General features: G+C 72.4%; 26 protein-coding genes. 15 read left to right on the top strand and 11 right to left on the bottom strand.

The window, feature by feature from the left end; genetic code table 11:
- Positions 1-13 precede the first annotated feature (13 nt).
- The 3 genes from WD794_03425 to WD794_03415 form a co-directional block, all read right to left on the bottom strand.
- Positions 14-1,756: a biotin carboxylase N-terminal domain-containing protein gene (locus WD794_03425; GenBank protein MEX2289360.1), complete on the bottom strand. Its 1,743-nt coding sequence runs from the start codon at positions 1,754-1,756 to the stop codon at positions 14-16.
- A gap of 12 nt (positions 1,757-1,768) precedes the next feature.
- Positions 1,769-1,954 (bottom strand): acyl-CoA carboxylase subunit epsilon, encoded by a 186-nt coding sequence (locus tag WD794_03420; protein MEX2289359.1) that lies wholly within the window; start codon positions 1,952-1,954, stop codon positions 1,769-1,771.
- A 143-nt stretch (positions 1,955-2,097) separates the two neighbouring features.
- A complete protein-coding gene (locus WD794_03415; GenBank protein ID MEX2289358.1) occupies positions 2,098-3,711 on the bottom strand; it encodes an acyl-CoA carboxylase subunit beta in 1,614 nt (537 codons plus the stop codon).
- A 42-nt stretch (positions 3,712-3,753) separates the two neighbouring features.
- On the opposite strand from WD794_03415, the gene WD794_03410 reads away from it, so the two are divergent.
- Positions 3,754-4,557, top strand: a complete 804-nt coding sequence (locus WD794_03410) for a biotin--[acetyl-CoA-carboxylase] ligase (GenBank protein MEX2289357.1) — start codon at positions 3,754-3,756, stop codon at positions 4,555-4,557.
- Here the strand turns inward: WD794_03410 and WD794_03405 are convergent.
- Positions 4,550-5,398, bottom strand: coding sequence for a Gmad2 immunoglobulin-like domain-containing protein (locus WD794_03405; protein ID MEX2289356.1), 849 nt, complete (start codon positions 5,396-5,398; stop codon positions 4,550-4,552). The genes WD794_03410 and WD794_03405 overlap by 8 nt on opposite strands.
- 152 nt (positions 5,399-5,550) lie before the next feature.
- Here WD794_03405 and WD794_03400 point away from each other — a divergent pair, with 152 nt between their 5' ends.
- The 4 genes from WD794_03400 to WD794_03385 all read left to right on the top strand — a co-directional run bounded on the left by WD794_03400 (position 5,551) and on the right by WD794_03385 (position 8,290).
- Positions 5,551-6,465: a hydroxymethylglutaryl-CoA lyase gene (locus WD794_03400; protein MEX2289355.1), complete on the top strand. Its 915-nt coding sequence runs from the start codon at positions 5,551-5,553 to the stop codon at positions 6,463-6,465.
- Positions 6,466-6,503: 38 nt separating this feature from the next.
- Positions 6,504-6,989 (top strand): glutathione peroxidase, encoded by a 486-nt coding sequence (locus WD794_03395; protein MEX2289354.1) that lies wholly within the window; start codon positions 6,504-6,506, stop codon positions 6,987-6,989.
- A 199-nt stretch (positions 6,990-7,188) separates the two neighbouring features.
- Entirely contained in the window at positions 7,189-7,623 is a 435-nt protein-coding gene (locus WD794_03390) for a VOC family protein (GenBank protein MEX2289353.1), read from the top strand.
- Positions 7,624-7,657: 34 nt separating this feature from the next.
- Positions 7,658-8,290 carry a metal-dependent phosphohydrolase gene (locus WD794_03385; GenBank protein ID MEX2289352.1) on the top strand — a complete coding sequence of 211 codons (633 nt, stop codon included), beginning with the start codon at positions 7,658-7,660 and terminating at the stop codon, positions 8,288-8,290.
- Here WD794_03385 and WD794_03380 read toward each other — a convergent pair.
- Together WD794_03380 and WD794_03375 are read right to left on the bottom strand one after the other, a co-directional pair.
- Positions 8,196-8,489 (bottom strand): DUF4031 domain-containing protein, encoded by a 294-nt coding sequence (locus WD794_03380; protein ID MEX2289351.1) that lies wholly within the window; start codon positions 8,487-8,489, stop codon positions 8,196-8,198. The two genes, WD794_03385 and WD794_03380, sit on opposite strands and share 95 nt — an antisense overlap.
- A 93-nt stretch (positions 8,490-8,582) precedes the next feature.
- Positions 8,583-9,101 carry a GtrA family protein gene (locus WD794_03375; protein ID MEX2289350.1) on the bottom strand — a complete coding sequence of 173 codons (519 nt, stop codon included), beginning with the start codon at positions 9,099-9,101 and terminating at the stop codon, positions 8,583-8,585.
- A gap of 97 nt (positions 9,102-9,198) precedes the next feature.
- Between WD794_03375 and WD794_03370 the strand changes: the two genes are divergently transcribed.
- Genes WD794_03370 through WD794_03350 form a run of 5 tightly spaced genes read left to right on the top strand, consistent with a single transcriptional unit; the run spans position 9,199 to position 13,058 of the window.
- Positions 9,199-10,350, top strand: coding sequence for an acyl-CoA dehydrogenase family protein (locus tag WD794_03370; protein ID MEX2289349.1), 1,152 nt, complete (start codon positions 9,199-9,201; stop codon positions 10,348-10,350).
- Positions 10,350-11,168, top strand: coding sequence for a tyrosine-protein phosphatase (locus WD794_03365; protein ID MEX2289348.1), 819 nt, complete (start codon positions 10,350-10,352; stop codon positions 11,166-11,168). The genes WD794_03370 and WD794_03365 overlap by 1 nt, the downstream gene beginning before the upstream one ends.
- 10 nt (positions 11,169-11,178) lie before the next feature.
- Positions 11,179-12,357: a 5-(carboxyamino)imidazole ribonucleotide synthase gene (locus WD794_03360; GenBank protein ID MEX2289347.1), complete on the top strand. Its 1,179-nt coding sequence runs from the start codon at positions 11,179-11,181 to the stop codon at positions 12,355-12,357.
- Positions 12,358-12,365: 8 nt separating this feature from the next.
- The gene (gene purE / locus WD794_03355; GenBank protein MEX2289346.1) at positions 12,366-12,839 is read left to right on the top strand and encodes a 5-(carboxyamino)imidazole ribonucleotide mutase; all 474 of its coding nucleotides are present in this window, start codon (positions 12,366-12,368) and stop codon (positions 12,837-12,839) included.
- A 12-nt stretch (positions 12,840-12,851) separates the two neighbouring features.
- Complete coding sequence (locus tag WD794_03350; GenBank protein ID MEX2289345.1) at positions 12,852-13,058, top strand: hypothetical protein; 207 nt, start codon at positions 12,852-12,854, stop codon at positions 13,056-13,058.
- 28 nt (positions 13,059-13,086) lie between these two features.
- On the opposite strand, the gene WD794_03345 is transcribed toward WD794_03350, so the two are convergent.
- Positions 13,087-14,406, bottom strand: coding sequence for a UDP-glucose/GDP-mannose dehydrogenase family protein (locus WD794_03345; protein MEX2289344.1), 1,320 nt, complete (start codon positions 14,404-14,406; stop codon positions 13,087-13,089).
- Between the two features lie 62 nt (positions 14,407-14,468).
- On the opposite strand from WD794_03345, the gene WD794_03340 reads away from it, so the two are divergent.
- Positions 14,469-15,632: an acyl-CoA dehydrogenase family protein gene (locus WD794_03340; protein MEX2289343.1), complete on the top strand. Its 1,164-nt coding sequence runs from the start codon at positions 14,469-14,471 to the stop codon at positions 15,630-15,632.
- Positions 15,633-15,828: 196 nt separating this feature from the next.
- The gene (locus WD794_03335; GenBank protein ID MEX2289342.1) at positions 15,829-16,044 is read left to right on the top strand and encodes a hypothetical protein; all 216 of its coding nucleotides are present in this window, start codon (positions 15,829-15,831) and stop codon (positions 16,042-16,044) included.
- A gap of 31 nt (positions 16,045-16,075) precedes the next feature.
- Here the strand turns inward: WD794_03335 and WD794_03330 are convergent, their stop codons facing one another.
- From WD794_03330 to WD794_03315, 4 genes are all read right to left on the bottom strand, one after another.
- On the bottom strand, positions 16,076-17,086 hold the full coding sequence (locus WD794_03330; protein MEX2289341.1) for a hypothetical protein: 1,011 nt from the start codon (positions 17,084-17,086) through the stop codon (positions 16,076-16,078).
- A gap of 4 nt (positions 17,087-17,090) precedes the next feature.
- Positions 17,091-17,993 carry a hypothetical protein gene (locus tag WD794_03325; protein ID MEX2289340.1) on the bottom strand — a complete coding sequence of 301 codons (903 nt, stop codon included), beginning with the start codon at positions 17,991-17,993 and terminating at the stop codon, positions 17,091-17,093.
- A 94-nt stretch (positions 17,994-18,087) separates the two neighbouring features.
- On the bottom strand, positions 18,088-18,810 hold the full coding sequence (locus WD794_03320; protein MEX2289339.1) for a TIGR03089 family protein: 723 nt from the start codon (positions 18,808-18,810) through the stop codon (positions 18,088-18,090).
- The gene (locus tag WD794_03315; GenBank protein MEX2289338.1) at positions 18,807-20,495 is read right to left on the bottom strand and encodes an LCP family protein; all 1,689 of its coding nucleotides are present in this window, start codon (positions 20,493-20,495) and stop codon (positions 18,807-18,809) included. Before WD794_03315 ends, WD794_03320 begins: the two co-directional genes overlap by 4 nt.
- Positions 20,496-20,625: 130 nt before the next feature.
- On the opposite strand from WD794_03315, the gene WD794_03310 reads away from it, so the two are divergent.
- Genes WD794_03310 through rfbD form a run of 3 tightly spaced genes read left to right on the top strand, consistent with a single transcriptional unit; the run spans position 20,626 to position 23,626 of the window.
- Complete coding sequence (locus WD794_03310; GenBank protein MEX2289337.1) at positions 20,626-21,690, top strand: glucose-1-phosphate thymidylyltransferase; 1,065 nt, start codon at positions 20,626-20,628, stop codon at positions 21,688-21,690.
- Positions 21,691-21,716: 26 nt separating this feature from the next.
- Positions 21,717-22,703: a dTDP-glucose 4,6-dehydratase gene (gene rfbB, locus WD794_03305; GenBank protein MEX2289336.1), complete on the top strand. Its 987-nt coding sequence runs from the start codon at positions 21,717-21,719 to the stop codon at positions 22,701-22,703.
- On the top strand, positions 22,700-23,626 hold the full coding sequence (rfbD, locus tag WD794_03300; GenBank protein ID MEX2289335.1) for a dTDP-4-dehydrorhamnose reductase: 927 nt from the start codon (positions 22,700-22,702) through the stop codon (positions 23,624-23,626). The genes rfbB and rfbD overlap by 4 nt, the downstream gene beginning before the upstream one ends.
- Positions 23,627-23,732: the final 106 nt, after the last annotated feature.

Raw genomic sequence — 23,732 nt, 5'->3', positions numbered from 1 at the left:
CGGGCGGCGTCGCTCAGTCCTTGATCTCGCAGAGCGCGGCGCCGCTGGTGACGACCTCGCCGACCGCGGCACGCAGCCCGCTGACCGTGCCCGCCTTGTGCGCGTTGATGGGCTGCTCCATCTTCATCGCCTCCAGCACGACGACCAGGTCACCGGCCTCGACCAGGGCCCCGTCCTCCACGGCCACCTTGACGATGGTGCCCTGCATCGGCGACGTCAGTGAGTCCCCGGACGCCGCAGCGGCACCGGCCCTGCTCGCCGACCGCCGCGGGGCGGCTTTCTTCGCGCGGCCCCCGGCCGAGGCGCCGAGCCCCGCCGGCAGGCAGACCTCCAGGCGTCGGCCGCCGACCTCGACGACCACCTTCTCCCGCGGCTCCTGCTCCGGTGCCTCGGCGCCACCCGTGAACGGCGGCAGGTCGTTGTCGAACTCGGTCTCGATCCAGCGGTTGTGCACGGTGAACGGCTCGCTCGTGAACGCCGGGTCCCGGACCACCTTGCGGTGGAACGGGATCAGCGTCGCCATGCCCTCGACCTGCAGCTCGTCGAGGGCGCGGCGGCTGCGCTCCAGCGCCTCCTGTCGGGTCGCGCCGGTCACGATCAGCTTCGCCAGCAGCGAGTCGAAGGCCCCGCCGACGACCGAGCCGGACGCGACGCCGGAGTCCACCCGTACGCCCGGGCCGCTCGGGGCGACGAACACGGTGACCGCGCCCGGTGCCGGGAGGAAGCCCCGGCCGGGGTCCTCACCGTTGATGCGGAACTCGAAGGAGTGGCCGCGCGGTTCGGGGTCGGAGAAGGTGAGCTCGAGACCGTCGGCGATCCGGAACTGCTCACGCACCAGGTCGATGCCGGCGACCTCTTCGGTCACCGGGTGCTCGACCTGCAGGCGGGTGTTGACCTCCAGAAAGCTGATCAGGCCGTCCTGCGCGACGAGGAATTCGCAGGTGCCCGCACCGACGTACTTCGCCTCCCGGATGATGTCCTTGGACGCCTGGTAGAGCTGCGCCTGCTGCTCCGTGGACAGGAACGGCGCGGGCGCCTCCTCCACGACCTTCTGGTAGCGCCGCTGCAGCGAGCAGTCGCGCGTGCTGACCACCACGACGTTGCCGTGCATGTCCGCGAGCACCTGCGTCTCGACGTGCCGCGGCTTGTCCAGGTAGCGCTCGACGAAGCACTCGCCGCGCCCGAAGGCAGCCACCGCCTCGCGGACGGCTGATTCGTACAGCTCGGGGATCTCCTCGTGGGTGCGGGCGATCTTCAGCCCGCGGCCGCCGCCACCGAACGCAGCCTTGATCGCCACCGGCAGCCCGTGCTCCTCGACGAAGGCGAGCACCTCGTCGACGCCCTTGACCGGGTCGGCGGTCCCGGGCGCGAGCGGAGCGCCGATCTTCAGCGCGATGTGCCGCGCCGTCGTCTTGTCGCCGAGCGCGGCAATCGCCTCGGGGGACGGGCCGATCCAGGTGACGCCCGCATCGATGACCGCCTGCGCGAACTCGGCATTCTCCGACAGGAAGCCGTAGCCGGGATGGACCGCGTCGGCACCGGAGTCGTGCAGCGCCTGGATCACCTTGTCGATCCGCAGGTACGAGTCGCCCGGCGTGCTGCCGCCCAGCGCGAAGGCCTCGTCGGCCACGCGTACGTGCAGCGCGTCGAGGTCGGGCTCGGCGTACACCGCGACCGACTGCAGCCCGGCGTCGCGGCAGGCGCGGGCGACCCGGACGGCGATCTCACCGCGGTTGGCGATCAGGACCTTGCGCACGAGTCGTTGCTCCTAGCGGGGAAGGGCGGAGGCGCGCCAGGCGCCGGGGGCGGGGTGCAGCGGGCTGCGCAGGAGCGGGCGGCCCCACAGCGGGCGGGCCGGCGGCGCATCGCCGGCCGCGGTGACGGCGGTGGCGCGGGCCCCGACGACGACGAGAAGGGCGGCCAGCTGCTCGGGTGTCGGCTCCCCGCGGACCACGGTCAGCAGCGGCCGCCCCCCCGCCGTTGCGTCCTGCTGAGAGGAGAGGTCCCCTGTGGGGGGAGCAGGACGCAAGGAGTGGGCCGTCGCCGTTGCGTCCTGCTCAGAGGAGAGCTCTGCGGAAGGGTCAGCATGACGTCCGGTCACAGCGGGATGTTCCCGTGCTTCTTCGGCGGCAGCGTCTGGCGCTTGGTCTGCAGCAGCCGCAGCGCCTTCGCCACCTCGCGGCGGGTCGCGGACGGCTCGATCACGGCGTCGACGAAGCCGCGCTCGGCCGCGATGTAGGGCGTCGCGAAGGTGTCCTCGTACTCGGTGATGAACCGGGCCCGGGCCTCGTCCGGGTCGGCCGCGGCCGCGATCTCCTTGCGCTTGATGATGTTCACCGCACCCTGCGCGCCGACGACCGCGACCTGCGCGGTCGGCCAGGCCAGGTTGATGTCGGCGCCCAGGTGCTTGGAGCCCATCACGACGTACGCGCCGCCGTACGCCTTCCGGGTGATGACCGTGACCAGCGGGACCGTGGCCTCGGAGTAGGCGTAGAGCAGCTTGGCGCCGCGCCGGATGATGCCGGCGTGTTCCTGGCCGACGCCCGGCAGGAAGCCGGGCACGTCGCAGAAGGTCAGCACCGGCACGTTGAACGCGTCGCAGGTGCGCACGAACCGGGCCGCCTTCTCGGAGGCGTCGATGTCGAGGGTGCCGGCGAAGTGCATCGGGTTGTTGGCGACGACACCGACGCTGCGGCCCTCGATCCGGCCGAAGCCGCAGACCATCGACTGCGCCCAGAGCGCCTGCACCTCGAGGAAGTCGCCGTCGTCGAGCACCGCCTCGATCACGTGCTTCATGTCGTACGGCGCGTTGTTGCTGTCCGGGATGACCGTGTCCAGCTCGAGCAGCGGCTCCTCGTCCAGCGCATCGGGCGCGTCGAACAGCGGGGCGGTCTCGAGGTTGTTCGACGGCAGGTAACCGAGCAGCAGCTTGGCCAGCCCGAGCGCCTCGTCCTCGTCCGCGCTCATGAAGTGTGCGACGCCGGACCTGCTGTTGTGCGCCCGCGCGCCGCCGAGGTCCTCGATCGAGATGTCCTCGCCGGTCACGGTCTTGATGACGTCCGGGCCGGTGATCATCATCGCGCTGTTCTGGTCGACCATGAGGTTGAAGTCGGTGAGCGCGGGGCTGTAGACGTGACCGCCGGCGCAGTTGCCGAGGATCAGGCTGATCTGCGGCACGACGCCGGAGGCCATCACGTTGCGGTAGAAGATGTCGCCGTAGAGCGCCAGCCCCATGATCCCCTCCTGGATCCGGGCGCCGGAGCCCTCGTTGAGCCCGACGAGGGGACAGCCGTTCCGGAGTGCGAGATCCATCACCTTGACGATCTTCTCGCCGTAGACCTCGCCGAGCGCCCCGCCGAAGACGGTCGCGTCCTGGCTGAACACGCACACCGGCCGGCCGTCCACCGTGCCGTAGCCGGTGATGACCCCGTCACCCATCGGCCGGTTGTTCTCCAGGCCGAAGTCGCGGGCGCGGTGCCGGGTCAGCGCGTCGGTCTCGACGAAGGAGCTCTCGTCCAGGAACAGCTCGATCCGCTCGCGCGCAGTGCGCTTGCCGAGGCTGCGCCGCTTCTCCAGCGCCTTCTCGCTCCCGGCGTGCAGCGCCGCGGTGTTCCGGCGGCGCAGCTCGGCCAGCTTGCCGGCCGTGGTGTGCAGGTCGGCGTCGGGCGGCAGGTCGTCCTCGGTCGGTACGGGGGAAGGTTCGGCGCTCACCCCACGAGGCTATCGAGGGGCCTGGCGGGGCAGGCTGCACGGGTGCCTGCCCCCTCTCCGTACGGCGACCTGGATCGCCCGCCGCTGCACCCCCGGGCGCTGTCCCGGGCGCTGGAGCCGGACGGCTGGCGGCTGCTCCTGCTGCAGGAGGCGGCCTCCACCAACGCGGTCGCCGCCGAGCGGGTCCGGGCGGGTGAGCCGGGCGGGCTGGTCGTCGTGGCCGAGGCGCAGACGGCCGGCCGGGGCCGGCTCGACCGCAGCTGGCTCTCGCCGCCGCGGGCCGGGTTGACCTTCAGCGTGCTGGTGCGTCCGGACCTGCCGGCGGCTCAGTGGTCGTGGCTGCCGCTGTGGACCGGCCTGGCCGTCGCCACCGCGCTGCGCGAGCGGGCCGGGATCGACGCTGTCCTGAAGTGGCCGAACGACGTGGTGCTGGGGCCGGGGGCGGGTGCCCCGCTGGCCGGGCGCAAGGTCTGCGGGGTGTTGGTGGAGGTGCCCGAGCCGGGCGCCGCCGTTCTCGGCATCGGGCTGAACGTCACGACGGCGCAGGAGGAGTTGCCGCACGACGGGGCGACGTCGCTGCGGCTGGCCGGCGCGCGCAGCACCGACCGGGACACCGTCCTGCGCGCAGTCCTGCGCGCGCTGACCGGCGTGCTGGCCGACCCGGGAGCGGCGCGGGCCGGCTACCGCGAGCGGTGCAGCACGATCGGCCGGCGGGTGCGGATCGAGCTGCCGGGCGACCGTGCGGTCGAGGGAACCGCCGAGGCGGTCGACGAGGCCGGGCGGCTGGTCGTCGACGGAACGACCTATGCGGTGGGCGACGTCGTGCACCTGCGACCGGTCAGCTGACGGTCACCCGCTTGGTGTCCAGCCAGGTGACCGACCCGTCCCTGGCCGAGCTCTCGTACGCCCACAGCTCGTAGTCGCCCGGCGGCACGTCGGCGGTGCCGGTCCAGTCACCGCGGCCCGGTGCGCCCTCCGAGGCGGTGCTGAAACCCTCCTGCACGACGCGGTCGCCCTGCCGGAACTCCCAGGAGACAGTTGCCTCGAAGACAGTTGCGGTGCCGCCGAAGTCGCCGCGGATCGTGCCGCCCTCCTCGACGTCGAGCCACACCGGACCGAGCACCTCGGCCGCCGGCGCCCGCGAGACCGGTTTCGTCAGATCGGCGTGGCCCCAAAGGGTCTCGACGCGCTCGCCGTCCACCAGCAACTGCACCGCCCGGACGTCGGGGTCCGCCGCGGTCACCGTGTGCACGAGCTGCTGGATGCTCGCCCCCTCGAAGCCCGACCCTCCGCCGCTCTGCAGCGCCTCGCGGGACAGGTCGACGACCGCCGTCGTGCCGTCCCGGCGCACGTCCCGCACGGTCGTCCCCTCGGCCCACAACGAGGTGTAGTCCGGGTCCTTCGGCTCGGAGCCGAACATCGTCTCCAGCGCATCGCGTACGGGATCCGGGCCGGCCGGGCGACGGACGAACTCCCGGTAGAGCCGGGGCCCGCGCGGCTCCTTGGAGGCGCCGAGCCAGTAGACGGCGCGGGCCTGTGCCGCGGCAGGAGCCGAGGGCGAGGCAGCGGCCGGCGTGCCGGCGGGGGATGGGGGCGTGGCGGACGGTTCCGGTGGCGCTGTCGGCGTCTGGTCGCTGCAGCCGGCCAGCAGGACACCTGCCAGCCCGAGGGGGACGAGGAGCCTCATCGGGACCTGCCGGATCCTTGGGGGGCCGGTCCGCCCTGCGGGGCGAGAGAGATGGCGTGCCGCCGGATCATGCGCCGGACGCTACGCCGCAGCCGGTGATCCGGCACCTGCCCGACCGCTCTGCACCGGGTGCGCCGTACTAGCGTCGAGGTATGAGCGACCTCCCGGAGCGCATCAGCCTGCGTGAGGTCGGCCCGCGCGACGGGCTGCAGAACGAGGCGCCCGTGCCGACCGCGAGCAAGGTCGCGCTCATCGATGCGCTGTCGGGCACCGGCGTCGGCCGCATCGAGGCGGTTTCCTTCGTGCACCCGAAGGCGATCCCGTCGATGGCCGACGCGGCGCAGGTGTGGGCTGCCGTCGAGAAGGCGGCCTCCGTGCGCTACTCGGCGCTGGTGCCGAACCTGCGCGGTGCGCAGCGGGCGCTCGAGGCGGGCTTCCAGGAGATCGAGGTCGTCGTGTCGGCCTCGGACACCCACAACGGCAAGAACCTCAACCGGACGACGGAGCAGTCGCTCGACGACATCGCCGAGTCGGTAGCGGCCGCGCACGCCGTGGGGGCAAGCTGCCAGATCGTCGTCGCGACCGCCTTCGGCTGTCCGTACGAGGGCGAGGTCCCGGTCGAGCGGGTGCTCGCTGTCGCCGGTCGCGCGCTCGCCGACGGCGCGGACGGGCTGTCGTACGGCGACACGACCGGCATGGCGACCCCGGGTCGGGTCACCGCGCTCGTGGGGGAGACCCGGATGCGCTTCCCGGACGTCGAGTTGAACCTGCACTTCCACAACACCCGCGGCACCGGGCTGGCCAACGTGCTCGCCGCCCTGCAGCTCGGCGTCGTCGACTTCGACGCCTCCGTGGGCGGTCTCGGTGGCTGCCCCTACGCGCCGGGCGCGACCGGCAACGTCTGCACCGAGGACCTCGTCCACATGGTCGAGGACATGGGCGTCGACACCGGCGTCGACCTCGACGCGCTGCTCGGTGCCGCCCGCGAGGCCGAGCGCCTGGTCGGCCGCGCCCTGCCGTCCCAGGTCCTGCGCGCCGGTCCCCGTACCCGTCTCACCCCGCTCTAGCCAGCGAAGACCCCGCTCCAGCCAGAAGGAGAACCACCTTGTCCCTGCACGATCTCCAGGTCGAGACCCTGTCCGGCGAACGCACCAGCCTCGGCGCCCTCACCGGTGGCAAGGCGGCGCTGATCGTCAACGTCGCGTCGAAGTGCGGCCTCACCCCGCAGTACACCGGACTTCAGGCGCTGCACGCGCAGCGCGAGGACCTCGTCGTGATCGGCGTGCCGTGCAACCAGTTCAAGGGTCAGGAGCCGGGGAGCGCCGAGGAGATCGAGCAGTTCTGCTCGGCGACGTACGGCGTGAGCTTCCCGCTGCTGGCCAAGACGGACGTGAACGGCCCCGACCGGGCGCCGCTGTTCGACACGCTCATCGCGGTGCCGGACGCCGACGGCGTCGCGGGCGACGTGCAGTGGAACTTCGAGAAGTGGCTGCTGTCGCCGTCGGGGGAGGCCGTCGCGCGGTTCCGCCCGAAGGTCGAGCCGGACGACCCCGCGATCTCCCGCGCCCTGGACGGGCTCGGCGCCGGCTGAGCCGGCAGCAGGACCGCTACCGCCGCCGCAGGTGACGGCACCTGGTCGTGGGTGTCCAGCGGTGCCGCCCCGCCCGAGCAAGATCTTCGGAACATCCACAGGAGCCTGGCCCTGTGGATGTTCCGAAGATCTTGGTGTCGGCCTCCGCTGGGTTCCGCAGCGCGCCCGGCAGCAGGACCGCTGGCACTACCGTCCCCCCATGGAGCAGCGCGTCAGCATGGTCACGCTCGGCACCACCGACCTCGCCCGCGCCCGGTCCTTCTACGAGCGGCTGGGCTGGCGCGGCCAGGAGGTCCAGCAGACCGTGTTCTTCCAGGTCGGCGGTCTCGCGCTGGTCCTCTGGGCGCGGGACAGCCTCGCGCGCGACGCGGGGGTCGAGGACGAGCAGGGCTCGCGCTTCGGCGGCGTCGCCCTTGCGCACAACGTGCGCTCCAGACAGCAGGTCGACGAGGTGCTGTCCGAGGCGGCCGCCGCAGGCGCCACCGTCACCAGACCGGCCGCCGAGACCTTCTACGGCGGCTACGCAGGCTGTTTCCGCGACCCGGACGGCCACGTCTGGGAGATCGCGCACAATCCGGGCTTCCCGCTGGCCGAGGACGGCACCCTCACGGTGCCGGATCTGGGGGGCGCGTAGGCCGACCGGCTGCCCCAGGCGCCACGATGAGCCGGTGGACGACCTGCTGCTGCAACCGTGGACCGACCTGCTCGGCGACAGTCCCGAGGTGCGCCAGCAGGGCCGGGCCCTGCTGGCGCGCTACGCCGAACCACACCGCCGCTACCACGACCGGCGGCACCTGTCGGAGGTGCTGGAGGCGCTGCAGTCCTCGACCGCCGGCGTGGCGGCGCCCGCACCGGTGCTGTGTGCCGCGTACTGGCACGACGCGGTCTACGACCCGACCCGGACCGACAACGAGGAGCGCAGTGCCGGGCTGGCAGCGACGGTGCTGGGACGGCTCGGGCTGGCGGCCGAGGACGTCGCGGAGGTCGTCCGGCTGGTGCTGCTGACGGCCACCCACGACCCGGCTGCGGGCGACGACTCCGGTGCGCTGCTGTGCGACGCCGACCTGGCCGTCCTGGCCTCGCCCCCCGCCCGCTACCGGGCCTATGCGGAGGCGGTCCGGCGGGAGTACGTCCACCTCGACGACGGGGCCTTCCGGAGCGGCCGGGTGGCGGTGCTGGGCCGGCTGGCGGCGCGGCCGCGTCTGTTCACGGGGGAGCGGGCGCATCGGCGGTGGGACGCAGTGGCGCGGCGGAACCTGCACGACGAGCTGGCCCGCCTCGGCGCAGCCCCGCCGCCTTGAGCCGCGTCAGCAGCTCGCGAGCCCTCACGGGCTCGGCGCCGAGGGCGAGCGCGTGTCCACGCAGCGACGCGGGGATGTCGTAGTGGTCACCCTGGAAGGCGCGCCGTGGAACGCCCAGGTCAGCGGCGAAGGCATGCAGTTCGTCGTAGGAGACGTCGCTGACCAGGTGCGACCAGAGCTGCCCCCGCCACGGCCACACCGCCGGGTCGACGAGGATCGCCACGGCGGAACCGTACGACGCGGGACGGCGGTACAGCACGCGGCGGCACACCGGCGTCGGTGCGCACCTGAGCTACCGGTGCAGCCGCCCCTCGTGCAACTCCTCGAGCACCGCCGCCGCGGCCGGGTCGCCGTCGGCGGCGGCCTCCTCGACCTCTGTCGGCGCTGCCCAGACGAACCTGCGATAGCTCCAGAAGCGAAACGTCGTCCCGAGCACCAGGCCGACCCCGTTGGCGGCGATGTTGTCGGCCAGCCGGGACTCGAAGCCGAGCGCGTAGTGCGAGATGGCCAGGCACAGCAGCGCGATGCCGAGGCCGATCCCGTTCAGCACGACGAACAGGCTGTACTCCCGGCGCAGGGTGGTGCGCTCGCGGTGCCTGAACGACCAGATGCGGTTGAGCACGAAGGCATTGGTCGCCGAGACGACCGTCGAGCAGACCTTCGCGGTCAACGGCTTGTCCGGCGCCAGGTGCAGGATCAGGTTGAAGATCGCCAGGTCGACCAGCAGGCTGACGAAGCCGACCGTGCCGAACTTCGCCAACTCGCTGAACAGCACGCGGAAGCGGTCGACGAGCGACGAGACGAGGCTCATCCGGCGGCAGGTCCGGTCATCCGGTCAGCCTAGCCCGGTGTGTGGCGACGGCTCCGCATGGGACGATGGTCCCCCACCTGTCGAGCGGAGGAGCGCCGTGCTGGACACCCGACTGACCGAGGAGCAGCAGTCGCTCCGCAAGACGGTCGAGGCGTTCGCCCGCGAGGTCGTCGCGCCGGTGGCCGCGCACCACGACGCGAGCAGGACCTTCCCGTACGCCGTGGTGCGTGCGATGGGCGAGATGGGCCTGTTCGGACTGCCCTTTCCCGAGGAGTACGGCGGGATGGGCGGCGACTACTTCGCGTTGTGTCTGGTGATCGAGGAACTGGCGCGGGTCGACCAGAGCGTCGCGATCACGCTGGAGGCCGGCTGCTCGCTCGGTGCGATGCCGATCTACCGCTTCGGCACCGAGGAGCAGAAGCAGCAGTGGCTGCCGTCGCTCTGCTCGGGGCAGGCGCTGGGCGCGTTCGGCCTCACCGAGCCGGGAGCGGGCAGCGACGCGGGCGGCACCCGCACCACCGCCCGGCTCGAGGAGGGGCAGTGGGTGATCAACGGCAGCAAGGCGTTCATCACCAACTCCGGCACGGAGGTCACGACGCTGGTCACCGTCACCGCCGTGACCGGCCGGACGTCCACCGGCAGGAAGGAGATCAGCACCATCCTGGTGCCGGTGCCGGTCCAGGGCTTCACGGCCGAGCCGGCCTACGACAAGGTCGGCTGGAACGCCTCCGACACCCACCCGCTGACCTTCGTGGACGTGCGGGTCCCAGAGGAGAACCTGCTCGGCGAGCGCGGCCGCGGCTATGCCAACTTCCTGCACATCCTGGACGAGGGGCGCATCGCCATCAGCGCGCTGGCGGTCGGTGCGGCGCAGGGCTGTGTCGACGAGAGCGTGCGGTACGCCCAGCAGCGCGAGGCCTTCGGCCGGCCGATCGGGCAGCACCAGGCGATCGCCTTCAAGATCGCCCGGATGGAGGCGCGGGTACACGTCGCCCGCACCGCCTACTACGACGCGGCAGCGAGGATGCAGGCCGGTCTGCCGTTCAAGAAGGAGGCTGCCATCGCGAAGCTGATCAGCAGCGAGGCGGCGATGGACAACGCCCGCGACGCCACGCAGATCCATGGGGGCTACGGATTCATGAACGACTACCCGGTCGCGCGGCACTACCGGGACAGCAAGATCCTCGAGATCGGTGAGGGGACCAGCGAGGTCCAGCTCATGCTGATCGCCCGCGAGCTGGGGCTCTGATGGGCTGGATCGACCTCGACGGGGCCGTCAACGTGCGCGACCTCGGCGGACTGCCGACCATCGACGGACGTACCACCCGCGACGGCGTCCTGCTGCGCGCGGACAACCTGCAGGACCTCAGCGAAGCCGACGTCGCGCGCCTGGTGCACGGGCTGCACCTGCGTACCGTCGTGGACCTGCGCAGCACCGGCGAGCTGCACCTGACCGGACCTGGTCCGCTCGCGGGGGCCGGCCTGGTGCACCACCATCTCTCGCTGATTCCCGAGTGGGACGGCGAGCCGGACGAGGCCGAGGTGGAGCGCGCCCTCGAGGACGCGGTCGCGGCGAGGGCGCTGCCGGTGCTCCCCCCGCGCCGTCGGCAGAAGACACCGAACGACCTCGCCGGGCACTACGTCGGCTACGTCACCGAGGCCGGCGCCAACGTCGCCCGGGCGCTGCGCGTGCTCGCCGAGCCCTCCATCGGCACCGCCGTCGTGCACTGTGCGGCCGGCAAGGACCGCACCGGCGTGGTGGTCGCGTTGGCCCTGTCCCTGGTCGGTGTGACCCGTGACGCGGTGGTCGCCGATTACGTCCGCAGTGCGGAGCGGGCCGAGCAGATCCTCGGCAGACTCGCCGCGACCGACGCCTACGGTCCCGGCCTGGCCGGCGTCTCGGTCGCCGACATCACCCCGGTCGCCTCGTCGATGGAGAGCTTCCTCGACGCCGTCGACAGGGACTACGGCGGGCCGCACGGGCTGGCCATGTCGCTCGGGGTCGACGAGGAGACCGTGGCCCGGCTCGGCGTCCGGCTCGTCGGCACCTCGGCGCGCGCCCGCTAACCTCGCGAGCATGGCGATCCGCGGCCCGATGGGGCTCCCCGTCGTCGGCATGGTCGGCGGTGGCCAGCTGTCCCGGATGACCCACCAGGCCTCCATCGCCCTCGGCCTGTCCTTGCGGGTGCTCGCCGACGCCTCCCACGACAGCGCCGCGCTGGTCGCCCGGGGCGTCACCGTCGGCGACCACACGTCGCTGGACGACCTCCGTGCGTTCGCGCAGGGCTGCGAGGTCGTGACCTTCGACCATGAGCACGTGCCGGGCGGGCTGCTCGAGGCGCTGGAGGACGAGGGGCTGCGCATCTGTCCCGGGTCCGCCGCACTGCGGCACGCGCAGGACAAGCTGGTCATGCGTGAGCGGCTGGCCGCGCTCGGTGTGGCCGTACCGCCGTTCACGCCGGTCGCGACGGTGCGGGACATCGAGGGGTTCGCACACCACGTCGGTTGGCCACTGGTGCTCAAGGCGGCCACCGGCGGCTATGACGGCAAGGGCGTGTGGGTGGTCAGCGACGCCGCCGGGGCGGCGGAGATCGTCGCGAGCGGGGTCCGGCTGGTGGCCGAGCAGCTGGTGCCGCTGCGGCGTGAGCTCGCCGCGGTCGTCGCGCGTTCGCCGTACGGGCAGGGTGCGGCCTGGCCGGTCGTCGAGACGGTGCAGTCCGACGGCATCTGTATCGAGGTGATCGCTCCGGCGCCGGACCTGTCGGAGGAGCAGGCGCTCGAGGCGCAGGGCATCGCGCTGCGGCTGGCCGACGAGCTCGACGTCGTGGGCGTGCTGGCCGTCGAGCTGTTCGACACCAGTGCGGGGCTGCTGGTGAACGAGCTGGCCATGCGGCCGCACAACAGCGCCCACTGGACCATCGAAGGAGCACGCACCTCCCAGTTCGAGCAGCACCTGCGGGCGGTGCTCGACTACCCGCTCGGGGCGACGACACTGACGGCGCCGTGGGTGGTCATGGCCAACCTGCTCGGCGGCGACGACAGCGCCGGGGACGCAGGGGAGGGCGACCTCGACCGCCGGCTGCACCTGCTCTTCGGCCGCGATCCGGCGCTGAAGGTGCACCTCTACGGCAAGACGGTGCGGGCCGGCCGCAAGATCGGACACGTGACCGCTCTCGGCGACGATCTCGAGGCCGTACGACGGCGCGCGCAGGTCGGCGCGCACTACCTGAGGACGGGCGCGTGGCTGGACGCGTAGGTGTCGTGATGGGCAGCGACTCGGACTGGCCGGTGATGTCGGCTGCCGCGCAGGCGCTGGAGGAGTTCGGCGTGCCGTACGAGGCGCGGGTGCTCTCGGCGCACCGCACCCCGCGCGACATGCTCGACTGGGCTGCCACGGCGGACACGCGCGGGCTGCGGGTCGTCGTCGCCGGCGCCGGTGGAGCCGCACACCTGCCGGGAATGGTCGCCTCGATGACCCCGCTGCCGGTCATCGGCGTGCCGGTCCCGCTCCAGCACCTGGACGGCCTGGACTCGCTGCTGTCGATCGTGCAGATGCCGGCCGGCGTACCGGTGGCAACCGTCTCGGTCGGTGGCGCGCGCAACGCCGGGCTGCTCGCGGTGCGCATCCTCGGCGCCGGCGACCCGGAGCTGCTCGAACAGATGCGACGATTCCAGGAGCGGCTGGCCGAGACGGCCCGGGCCAAGGACGTCGCGCTGCAGGACCAGCTGCGCACCTGAGAGGCTGGACGCATGGACGACGAGACGGCCGAGACAGCGCGGGCACTGATCGAGCAGCTGCACGGGCTGCCGGTGCAGGAGGCGGTCCGGATCGGTGAGGCAGCCGACTTCGTCGTCCAGCCGCACGGCCCGGGGGCCATCCTGACGGCGGACTTCCGGCCGAACCGGATCCGGCTGACCGTCGTCGACGGCATCGTGCGGTCCGGGTCGTACGGCTGACCGGCCTCCCTGCCCGGATGCAGCAGCCTCAGGGGCGACCGAGAGCGCGATAGGTCCAGCCGGCGGCACGCCATCTCTCGGGGTCCAGGGCGTTGCGGCCGTCCACGATGCGCCTGACGGAGACCACCTCGGACAACACCGCCGGGTCCATCTCGCGGAACTCCGCCCACTCGGTCAGGTGCAGCACGATGTCGGCGCCCTTCGCGGCCTCGACGGCCGAGTCGCGGTAGCCCAGCTGGGGATGCTTGATCCGGGCGTTGTCCATCGCCTCGGGGTCGTAGAGGCAGACGGCGGCGCCCTGCTTCTGGATGCTGGCGGCGACATCGAGCGCGGGGCTGTCGCGGATGTCGTCGCTGTTGGGCTTGAAGGCCGCGCCCAGCACCGAAACCCGCATGCCGCCGAAGCTGCCGCCGCACAGCTCGCGGGCCAGGTCGATCATGCGGGCCCGGCGGCGCAGGTTGATCGCGTCGACCTCCTTGAGGAACGACAGCGCCTGGTCCACCCCGAGCTCGCCCGCCCGGGCCATGAACGCGCGGATGTCCTTGGGCAGGCAGCCACCTCCGAAGCCGAGCCCCGCGTGCAGGAACCGCCCGCCGATGCGGGTGTCGTACGACAGCGCCTTGCTCAGCAGTGTCACGTCACCGCCGGTGGCCTCGCAGACCTCGGCCATCGCGTTGATGAAGGAGATCTTGGTGGCCAGGAAGGCGTTCGCGGCGACCTTGACCAGCTGCGCGGTCGCGAAGTCGGTGACGACGACGGGAGTCGGGTGCTCGATGACGGGCGCGAACGCCGTCCGCAGCTGCTCCTCGGCCCGGGCCGAGCGCACCCCGAACACCAGGCGGTCCGGGGTGAGGGTGTCCTGGACGGCGAAGCCCTCGCGCAGGAACTCCGGGTTCCAGGCCAGCTCCAGCTCGCTGCCCCGCATCCGCTCGATCTGCGCGGCCAGCCGCTCGGCGGTACCGGCCGGCACGGTGGACTTGCCGACCAGCAGGGCCCCCGCCTTCGCGTGCGGGATCAGGGCGGTGAAGGCGGCGTCGACGTAGGTCATGTCGGCGGCGTACTCGCTCTTCTTCTGCGGCGTCCCCACGCAGACGAAGTGCACGTCGCCGAACTCCCCGGCCTCCTCGTAGGAGGTCGTGAAGCGCAGCCGGCCGGAGTCGAGGGTCTTCTGCAGCAGCTCCGGGAGGCCGGGCTCGTAGAACGGCACCGTCCCCGACTGCAGCGCCGCCACCTTCTCCGGCAGCACGTCCAGCCCGAGCACCTCGAAGCCGAGCTCGGCCATGCAGACGGCGTGCGTGGCTCCCAGGTAGCCGGTGCCGATGACGGTCAGGCGAGGACGGTCGCTCATGTCGCAGAGGGTAGTGGCGACGTCCGGCCGGCCGATCGCGCGCCTCCGCATACGATCGCGGCATGTACGCCGGCGACCCGTCCTACAGCCTGTTCTCCGTCACCGAGGAGCATGCGCTGCTGCGCAAGAGCGTCCGTGAGCTGGCGGAGGACAAGATCGCCCCACGGGCCGCCGAGATCGACGAGACGGCGGAGTACCCGTGGGACGTCCACGAGGAGCTCAGACGCGCCGACCTGCTCGCCCTCCACGTACCGGAGCAGTACGGCGGGGCCGGCGCCGACCGGATCGCGCACTCGATCGTGGTCGAGGAGATCGCGCGCGTCTGCGCGTCCAGCTCGCTGATCGTGGCCGGCAACAAGCTCGGCACCATGGGGCTGATCCTGTCCGGCTCCGAGGAGCTCAAGGAGCGCTACCTGCCGCAGGTCGCTGCGGGTACGGCGACGTTCTCGTACGCCCTGTCGGAGCGGGAGGCGGGGTCGGATGCCGCCGCGATGAAGACGCGGGCGGTCCGTGACGGCGACTGCTATGTCCTGAACGGCACCAAGTGCTGGATCACCGGCGCCGGCGTCAACACCCACTACACGGTGCTGGCGAGCACCGAACCGGGCAAGGGCCCCAAGGGCATCTCGGCGTTCGTCGTGCACGCCGACGATCCCGGCTTCTCGGTCGGCACGAAGGAGCGCAAGATGGGGATCAAGGGCTCCCCGACCTGCGAGATCTACTTCGAGGACTGCCGCATCCCGGCCGACCGCATGATCGGCGAGGAGGGCACCGGCTTCATCACGGCGCTGAAGACCCTGGACCACACCCGGTCGATGATCGGTGCGCAGGCGGTGGGCATCGCGCAGGGGGCGTTGGACGCGGCGATCGCCTACGTGAAGCAGCGCAAGCAGTTCGGCAAGGCGGTCGCCGAGTTCCAGGGCGTGCAGTTCCTGCTCGCCGACATGGCGATGAAGGTGGAGGCGGCCCGCCAGCTGGTCTACGTCGCGAACGCCAGCGCCGAGCGGGGCGACGCCGGCCTGACCTTCCTGTCCAGCGCGAGCAAGACCTTCGCGTCCGACACGGCGATGTCGGTGACCACCGATGCCGTGCAGCTGTTCGGCGGCTACGGCTACACCCGCGACTTCCCGGTCGAGCGGATGATGCGCGACGCCAAGATCACCCAGATCTACGAGGGCACCAACCAGGTGCAGCGGATGGTGATGGCGCGCCAGCTGCTGGCGTAGCGCAGCGCTGCGCAGACATGTGTGCTGCCGGGGGTTGTGCACCACAGGTCAACAATCGAGAAATGTTGACGTGTGGTGTACACCGCGCTGCGCGACACATCTCGGCCGCCGGATCGCGACCTGAGCACCCGTTCGGGCGTGTTCCGGTCGGTGCCGGCCTCCGATGCAGGGGGTCCGACCCGATGAAGGAGACGACGTGGAGACGTCCGCCGCAGCACTGCTTCCTGCCCGCCCCTCGGCCGCCGACGTGCCGGGTCTGGTCCGCCACACCTTCGCCCTGTTGCGCGACGGTGTGCCGCTGACCCTGCTGATGGATCTGGCGGACGAGGCCGGCCCGCACTCCGCCGAGCGCTACACGAGCGAGGGCGGCGACGCCCGATGGCTCCTGCGGACACCGGCTCAGCTTCAGTAGCGACAGCCGCCGAGGCCGGTCCAGCGATGGCCTAGCGGCGGGACAGCCGCGGACGCAGCCAGCTCAGCGCACGTTCGGCGCCGCCGACGTCGGCCCAGCCGTGACCGGCGCCCGGCACGATCTGCACCTCGACGGTGCCGCCACCGCGGCAGCCGTCCCAGCGCCACAGCTCGATGCCGTTGGACCGGCTGGTCCGCTGCTCGTTGCAGCCGGCCTGGCCGGTGACCGTGGCCAGCGTCGAGGCGACCGACCGCGGAGCCATGTGCAGATGGTTGACGAAGCGCGAGGTGGTGACGCCGATGCTGCCGTCCTTCTCGCCGTGCACAGAGAGCAGGTCGGGCACCGCCAGGCCGTTGCGGCAGTGCGCCTCGAGGCTGCCGTTGATCTCGACGGCAGCCACCAGCGGAGGGTGCTCGCCGCACAGCAGGCGGTAGGCGAGCATGCCGCCGCCCGAGTAACCCAGCAGCGCCCTCCGGGCCGGGTCGACCGGGGTGTGCCGGCCGACGTCGTCCAGCACGGCGTTGACGAAGCCGACGTCGTCGATGTCCTGCTGCGCGGCGATGCCGCAGCACGCGCCGGAGTTCCACGAGCCGCCGAAGCCGTTGGGATAGGCCAGCGTGACGCCGTCCCGGCGCAGTGGGTCCAGACCGAGGTCCTTGGCGATCTCGCGGCCGCTGCTCACGTCCTGGTGCAGCACGACCAGCAGCGACGCCTTCTCGCCCGGCTCGAGCCCGAGGGCCGGCAGCAGGAAGTAGGTCCGCTCCAGGCCGCCGGACTGCAGGGTCATCCGTCTGCTGTCGCCGCCGGGGGTGCCGGGGCCGACCTGCGGCACGGGAGCGGCCGGTCGTGCCGTCGGCACGGCCGGCGGGGGGAGCGGCTCGGCGAGAGAGGGGGAGGTCGCCGAGACGGCGGGCGCTGCGGACAGGGCGAACGGCAGGAGCGTCCCGGCCGCGACCAGCACCGCGAGCGCGGCCAGCACCGCCGGGCGCCGCACCATCAGCCCCACCGCAGCCAGCCGCCGTGTCGTCGCGGTCAGGGGCACGGGGTCAACCGATCATCAGGTGGGCCGACAGGAACTCGCTGGTCCGGCGGGAGGCGTCCAGCTTGGCCCAGCCGTGTCCGGCCCGCTCGACGAGCATCGCCTCGACGTCGCCGCCGCGGCAGCCGACCCAGCGGCGGACTTCGGCGTCCGGCAGCAGAGTGGTGCGGGGGGCTGCCGGGCAGCCGGCGCTCCTGGTGAAGATGCCCAGGCTGCTGACCACGGGCCGGGGCGCCAGCCCGAGCGCCTCGATGAAGACGGGTCGATCGAGCCCGATGGTGCCGTCCGCCTTGCCGTGCAGCGCCAGCACGTCCGGTGTCGTGATCGCCTGACCGCACGGGCTCTCCAGCGAGCCGCTGACGACCACCGCAGCGGCCAGCCGGCCGGGGCGGGCGCAGGCGTAGCGGTAGGTGAGCATGCCGCCGCTGGAGTAGCCGACCAGGGCGGTGCGGGCCGGGTCGACGGGCGCCTGCTCGGCGGCATCGGCGAAGACGGCTTCGAGAAACGCGATGTCGTCGATGCCGGCGGCCTTGGGCGGGCCGCAGCAGGCGCCGGCGTCCCAGGACCGGTCCACGCCGGCCGGGTAGGCCAGCGTCGCACCGCGCGCCCGCAGCGCGGCCAGGTCGGTCTCGGCGGCCACGCCGCGCGGGGTGCCGCCCTCCTGGTGCAGGACGACCACCAGGGCCGACCGTTCGCCCGGTGCCAGGCGCCGGGCCGGCTGGAGCAGGTAGCTGCGCTGGTGGCCGCCGACCTCGAGCGCGACGTCGCGCACGTCGGCGGAGTACGCCTTCGCAGCTGCCGGTTCAGCGGCCGAGGAGGAGCCGCAGGCGGTGATCAGCAGCGCCAGCCCGGCCAGCACGGCGGGCATGGCGGTGCGCGCCGAGCGCGGTGCAGACGAGCGGTAGGGCACGGGAGGACGGCTCCTGCTCCGGGAGGGACTGCGGCGACCACGATGGTCGCACGTCAGGGGGTGCTCCTCAGGTCGGTCGCCCGGCGCCTTTCCTTCACCCCAGGGCAGGCAGGTCCGGCTGTGTGACGCCCCAGGTCGCGGTGGCCCGTTCGTCCGCCGCGACCCGTGCGAGATCGACCGACGTCGGGTCGGGCAGCAGGACCAGCGCGGCGCCGGCGCGCAGCACGGCGAGCAGCGCCGCCAGGCCGACCGGCTCGCCCAGCGACGTCGCGAACAGCACCCGGTCGGCGGTCGTGACGGGGTACGGCGGCAGGTCGCTCAGCACGGCGCCCGCCACCTCGATCCGGACGTCCGCCGGACGGGGACCGCCCCAGCCGTCGCCGTAGGACGGGACCTCGCGGGCGTAGTCGGTCACCATCGCCGGCAGCGGCCCGCAGGGCGCCCCGAGCGGGTGGCCGGACAGGGCGAGGACATCGTCCACGCCGGCGTCGAGCGCGCCCGCCGCCTGCTCTTCGGTGGTGAAGGCGGCGTCACAGCCGGCCAGCCCGGCGGCATCGCGGGCCAGGACGACGGTCGCGCCGGTGGCGACACCGGCCAGCAGCAGGGCGACGCTCTGCCAGTGCAGGGGCAGCAGAAGACCGACCCGCTGTGGCCCGCCCAGCCCGTCGACGAGCAGGTTGGCCGACTTCGCGACCCAGTTGGCGGTGGTGGCGCCGGACAGCTCGACCCGCGCCGGGCCGTCGTGCAGGGTCAGCAGCGGCTGCGCCGGGTCGCGCTCGCCGGCCAGGCCGCCGGTCCAGGCGGTCAGGCCGGTCATGCCGCGCAGGGGTCCTGCGCCGCGGTCACGACCGGCGCAGAGGTCGGCGAGGCAGCGGCTGGCCTCGACGTGCGACCGCCCTGGACGGTGACCTCCCTGGCGGTGGTGAACGAGGAGCCGACCAGGACCTCGAGCGGCTTGCCGTCCAGGGCCGGATCCAGCCGCAGGTCGGCTCCGGGGAGGGCGGCGGCCAGGGTGCGCGCCGAATCGGCCTTGTCCGACCCGTGCACGACCACCGTCTGCTCGGCGCCGCTGCCCCGGTTGCCGGGCTCGCCGACGATCTGGAAGCCCACCCGCTCGAGCTCGCCGGCTGCCTGGCGGGCCAGACCCTGCGCCCCCGCGCTGTTGTAGACGCGGACCCGCACCTTGTCGGGAGCGACGATGAGCGGCTCCGACGGCTCCGCGCCCTTCCCCGGCTTCTCGGGGGCGGCAGGTGCCTGGTCCCGGCGCAACTGGTCGAACAGCACCGCCCCCTCGGCCTCGTCGAGCAGCACCACCGACTGCCCCTGGCGGTAGCCGTTGCTCTTCTCGATCGGCACTGTGGTGAAGACGACGCCACCGGCGTCGAAGTTGCGCAGGCGCAGCGCCAGCTTCTGCAGGTCGCCCCTGCCCAGATCCTCGTCCACCTCCAGCGACTCGGTGGCGACGGTGACGACACCGTTGATCCGCACCGGGTTGAGCAGCGTGCCGGCGGACAGCACCTTGCGCACGATCGCGCCGATGAACTGCTGCTGGCGCTCGATCCGGTCGATGTCACCCCCCGGAAGACCCTTGCGCTGGCGGACGAAGGCCAGCGCCTGATCCCCCTTGATGACCGAGCGGCCGGCCGGCAGATCGATCCCCGAGTCCTTCTCCTTGGCTGCCTTGGGCAGGCAGACCTCGACCCCGTCGAGCTTGTCGACGATGGCCTGGAAGCCGTCGAAGTCGATCTGCATGTAGTGGTCGACGTAGAGGCCGGTGAGCTGCGAGATCGTCCGGATCAGCAGCGGCGGCCCCCCCTCGAAGAAGGCGATGTTCAGCTTGCCCATCCGGGCCTGGACGAACTCGCCCGTCTCGAGGTCGGTGTGCTCGGGGATCTCCACCCATGCGTCGCGGGGGAAGCTGATGAGCTGCGCCTGGTCGGCGTCACCGTAGAGGTGCGCCAGGATGACGGTGTCGGAGCGCTGGCCGCTGACGAAGTTCTTGCCCGTGCCCTGGGTGCCCTCGCCCGGCTTCAGATCACCGCGGCTGTCCGAGCCGACGATGAGGATGTTCTTCGCGTCCCGCGGCAGGTCGGCCGGGCGCGTGCCGATGTCCAGGCCGGGGATCCGGTTGATCTTGCCGTCGTAGAAGCTGAGCAGCGCCCAGCCCGCTCCCGCGGCGGCCAGGATCGACACCGACGTGACCACCGCGATCCACGACATCACCCGCGCTGCCCGGCGCCGGCGGGGCGGCGGCGTGTCCGGCAGGACCGCCCCCGAACCGGACCAGGTCGCTCGTCCCCGCATCCCGGCGGCGGACACCGGGCGACCGCCGGCCGCGTGCCGTGCGGACCCGGGCTTGCGTGGCGGCACGGTGCGCGGCGGCCGGGGCGGCACGCCGTGCCTCGGGCCCCGCGGGTCCAGGTGTGCCGGCAGCTCGTTCGCGCGGGGACGCTCGGCCGGCGGCTGCTCGCCGCCGGCCTTCCAGTCCCTCGGGTCCGTCACCGGAGAAGTCTCCTCGTCGCAGGGTCGTCCACCCCGAGGACGTGTTCGGCTGCGGCGAGGTTCCCCGCCCGTGCCCCAGGGTAGCGACTCGGCGATCACCGCGGCGGCGACACGACTAGCCTGCTGCGACATGAAGGCACTCGTGCTGTCCGGCGGCGCGGGCACCCGCCTGCGCCCGATCACCCATACCAGTGCCAAGCAGCTCGTGCCGGTCGCCAACAAGCCGGTGCTCTTCTACGGCCTCGAGGCGATCCGCGACGCAGGCGTCACCGAGGTCGGGATCATCGTCGGGGACACCCACGCCGAGATCGAGGCGGCGGTGGGCGACGGCTCCGCGCTCGGGATCCGCGTCACCTACATCCGGCAGACCGCGCCGCTCGGCCTCGCGCACTGCGTGCTCATCGCGCAGGACTTCCTCGGTGCCGACGACTTCGTCATGTACCTCGGCGACAACTTCATCATCGGCGGCATCACCGAGCTGGTCCAGGAGTTCCGCGCCGGGACCTACGACGCGCAGATCCTGCTGACGCGGGTGGAGAACCCGTCGCAGTTCGGGGTGGCGGAGCTCGGGCCGCACGGCGGCGTCACGACGCTGGTGGAGAAGCCGAAGGAGCCGCGCAGCGATCTGGCCCTGGTCGGCGTCTACATGTTCCGCCCGGTCGTGCACGACGCCGTGCGGGCGATCAAGCCGTCGGCCCGCGGCGAGCTGGAGATCACCGACGCGCTGCAGTGGCTGATCGACGAGGGCCGCGACGTGCGCCCGCACCTGGTCACCGGCTACTGGAAGGACACCGGGCGTCTCGAGGACATGCTCGAGTGCAACCGCAAGGTGCTGGAGTCCCTCGAGCCGGCCGTCCGCGGCTCCGTCGACGCCGACTCCGTCCTGACCGGCCGGGTGGTCGTGGAGGAGGGCGCGGTGGTCGAGCGCTCGACCGTCCGCGGGCCGGCGATCATCGGCCGCGACACGGTCCTGCGCGACACCTACGTCGGGCCCTTCACCTCGATCTACTTCGGCTGCACGCTGGAGGACACCGAGATCGAGCACTCGATCGTGCTCGAGCAGTCCTCGATCCGCGGCGTCGGCCGGATCGAGGACAGCCTCATCGGCAAGCAGGTCGAGGTGGTGCCCTCCAGCGCGCTCCCGCGGGCACACCGGCTGATGCTCGGCGACCACAGCCGCGTCTCGATCGCCTAGCTCGCCGTCTGGGAGACTTCCGTCCCATGCGCGTCTTCGTCACCGGCGGTGCCGGCTTCATCGGGTCCCACTACGTCCGCTCGCTGCTGGCCGGCGCCTATCCGGCGTACGCGGGGGCGGAGGTGACCGTCTACGACAAGCTCACCTACGCCGGGAACCTCGAGAACCTCGCGTCGGTCGCCGACTCGCCGCGCTACCGGTTCGTACAGGGCGACCTCGTCGACGGTGCCCTGCTGGACCAGGTGCTGCCGGGGCACGACGTGGTCGTCAACTTCGCCGCCGAGACCCATGTGGACCGCTCGATCACCGGGGCGCAGGACTTCGTGGTCACCAACGTGCTCGGGGCGCAGACGCTGTTCGACGCCTGCCTGCGGGCCGGCACCCCCCGGGTGGTGCACATCGGTACCGACGAGGTCTACGGCTCGATCGAGAGCGGCTCGTGGACCGAGGACGAGCCGCTGCTGCCGAACAGCCCGTACTCCGCGGCGAAGGCCGGCGCCGAGCTGCTCGCCCGCGCGTACGGCGTGACGTACGGCCTGCACATCTCGACGACGCGGTGCAGCAACAACTACGGGCCCTACCAGTTCCCGGAGAAGGTCGTCCCGCTGTTCGTCACCAACCTGCTCGACGGGAGGAAGGTCCCGCTCTACGGCGAGGGGGCGAACGTCCGTGACTGGCTGCACGTCGACGACCACTGCCGGGGCATCCAGCTGGTGGCCGAGCGCGGCGCGGCCGGGGAGTCCTACAACATCGGCGGCGGGCGCGAGATGTCGAACCTCGAGCTCACCGGGCACCTGCTCGACGCCCTGGGGGCCGGCTGGGACATGGTCGAGCGGGTGCAGGACCGCAAGGGCCACGACCTGCGCTACTCCGTCGACCACAGCAAGCTCGCGGCGATGGGTTACGCGCCGCAGCACTCGTTCGAGGAGGGACTGGCCGAGACGGTGCGGTGGTACCGCGAGAACGAGGCGTGGTGGCGGCCGCTGAAGGAGAAGTCCGCGGTGCAGCGGTGAGCTCCCGCGACACGCTCGCCTTCCTGGTCACCGGGATGGGCGGGCAGCTCGCGAGCGACTTCGTCGACGTGGCGCGGCCGCTCGGGCAGACCGTCTTCTGTCGGGGGCTGACCTCCGCCGAGCTGGACGTCACCGACCCGTTCGCGGTCAAGGACACGGTGGCGCAGTGGTGTCGGGTGGTGCGCTCGGACAGCCCCGGGCACCGGGTCGTGGTGGTCAACGCCGCCGCCTACACCGCCGTGGACGCCGCCGAGAGCGACGAGGAGACGGCGTACGCGGTGAACGCGACGGCGCCGGCGCTGCTCGCGCAGGCCTGTGCGAGCAACGGCGCGAAGCTGGTCCACGTCAGCACCGACTACGTCTTCCCGGGAGACCGGGCCGCCGGGCCGCCGTACGACGTCGACGACGAGACCGGACCGCGGTCGGCCTACGGGAGGACCAAGCTGGCCGGCGAGCTGGCCGTGCGGGAGCTGCTGCCGGACGCCTCGTGGATCGTGCGGACGGCCTGGGTCTACGGCGGCACCGGCAGGAATTTCGTCAAGACGATGGCGCGGCTGGAGCGGGAGAAGGAGACGGTCAGCGTCGTCGACGACCAACGCGGGTCGCCGACGTGGAGCCGTGACCTGGCCAAGGGGCTGTGGGCGCTGGCCCGCGAGGACGTCCCCGCCGGCACCTATCACTGCACCAGCCGGGGACAGACGACCTGGCACGGCTTCGCCCGCGCGATCTTCGAGGAGCTGGGTGCGGATCCGGCCCGTGTGCTGCCGATCCCCACGGCCGCCTACCCCGTCCCGGCGCCGCGGCCGGCGTACAGCGCGCTGTCGTCGCGGGCCTGGGACGAGGCCGGGCTGCCGCAGCTGCCGGACTGGCGCGAGGCGCTGTCCGAGGCCTTCCGGCTGTGCGGGAGCTCCCTTCGCCCGTAGGCCCCGCCGGTCACTCCAGTACCACCCGCCGGCTGCCGAGGACGGGAAGGGGAAGCGCTGCGGCGTGTCCTCCCGCCCTGCCGTCGGCTGCGAAGGCTCCTCCTGT

Source organism: Mycobacteriales bacterium, from assembly GCA_040902655.1.
GTDB lineage: Bacteria > Actinomycetota > Actinomycetes > Mycobacteriales > SCTD01 > SCTD01.
The sequence above is the reverse complement of the archived record's forward strand: the minus strand, read 5'-3'. Positions and strand labels throughout refer to the sequence as shown.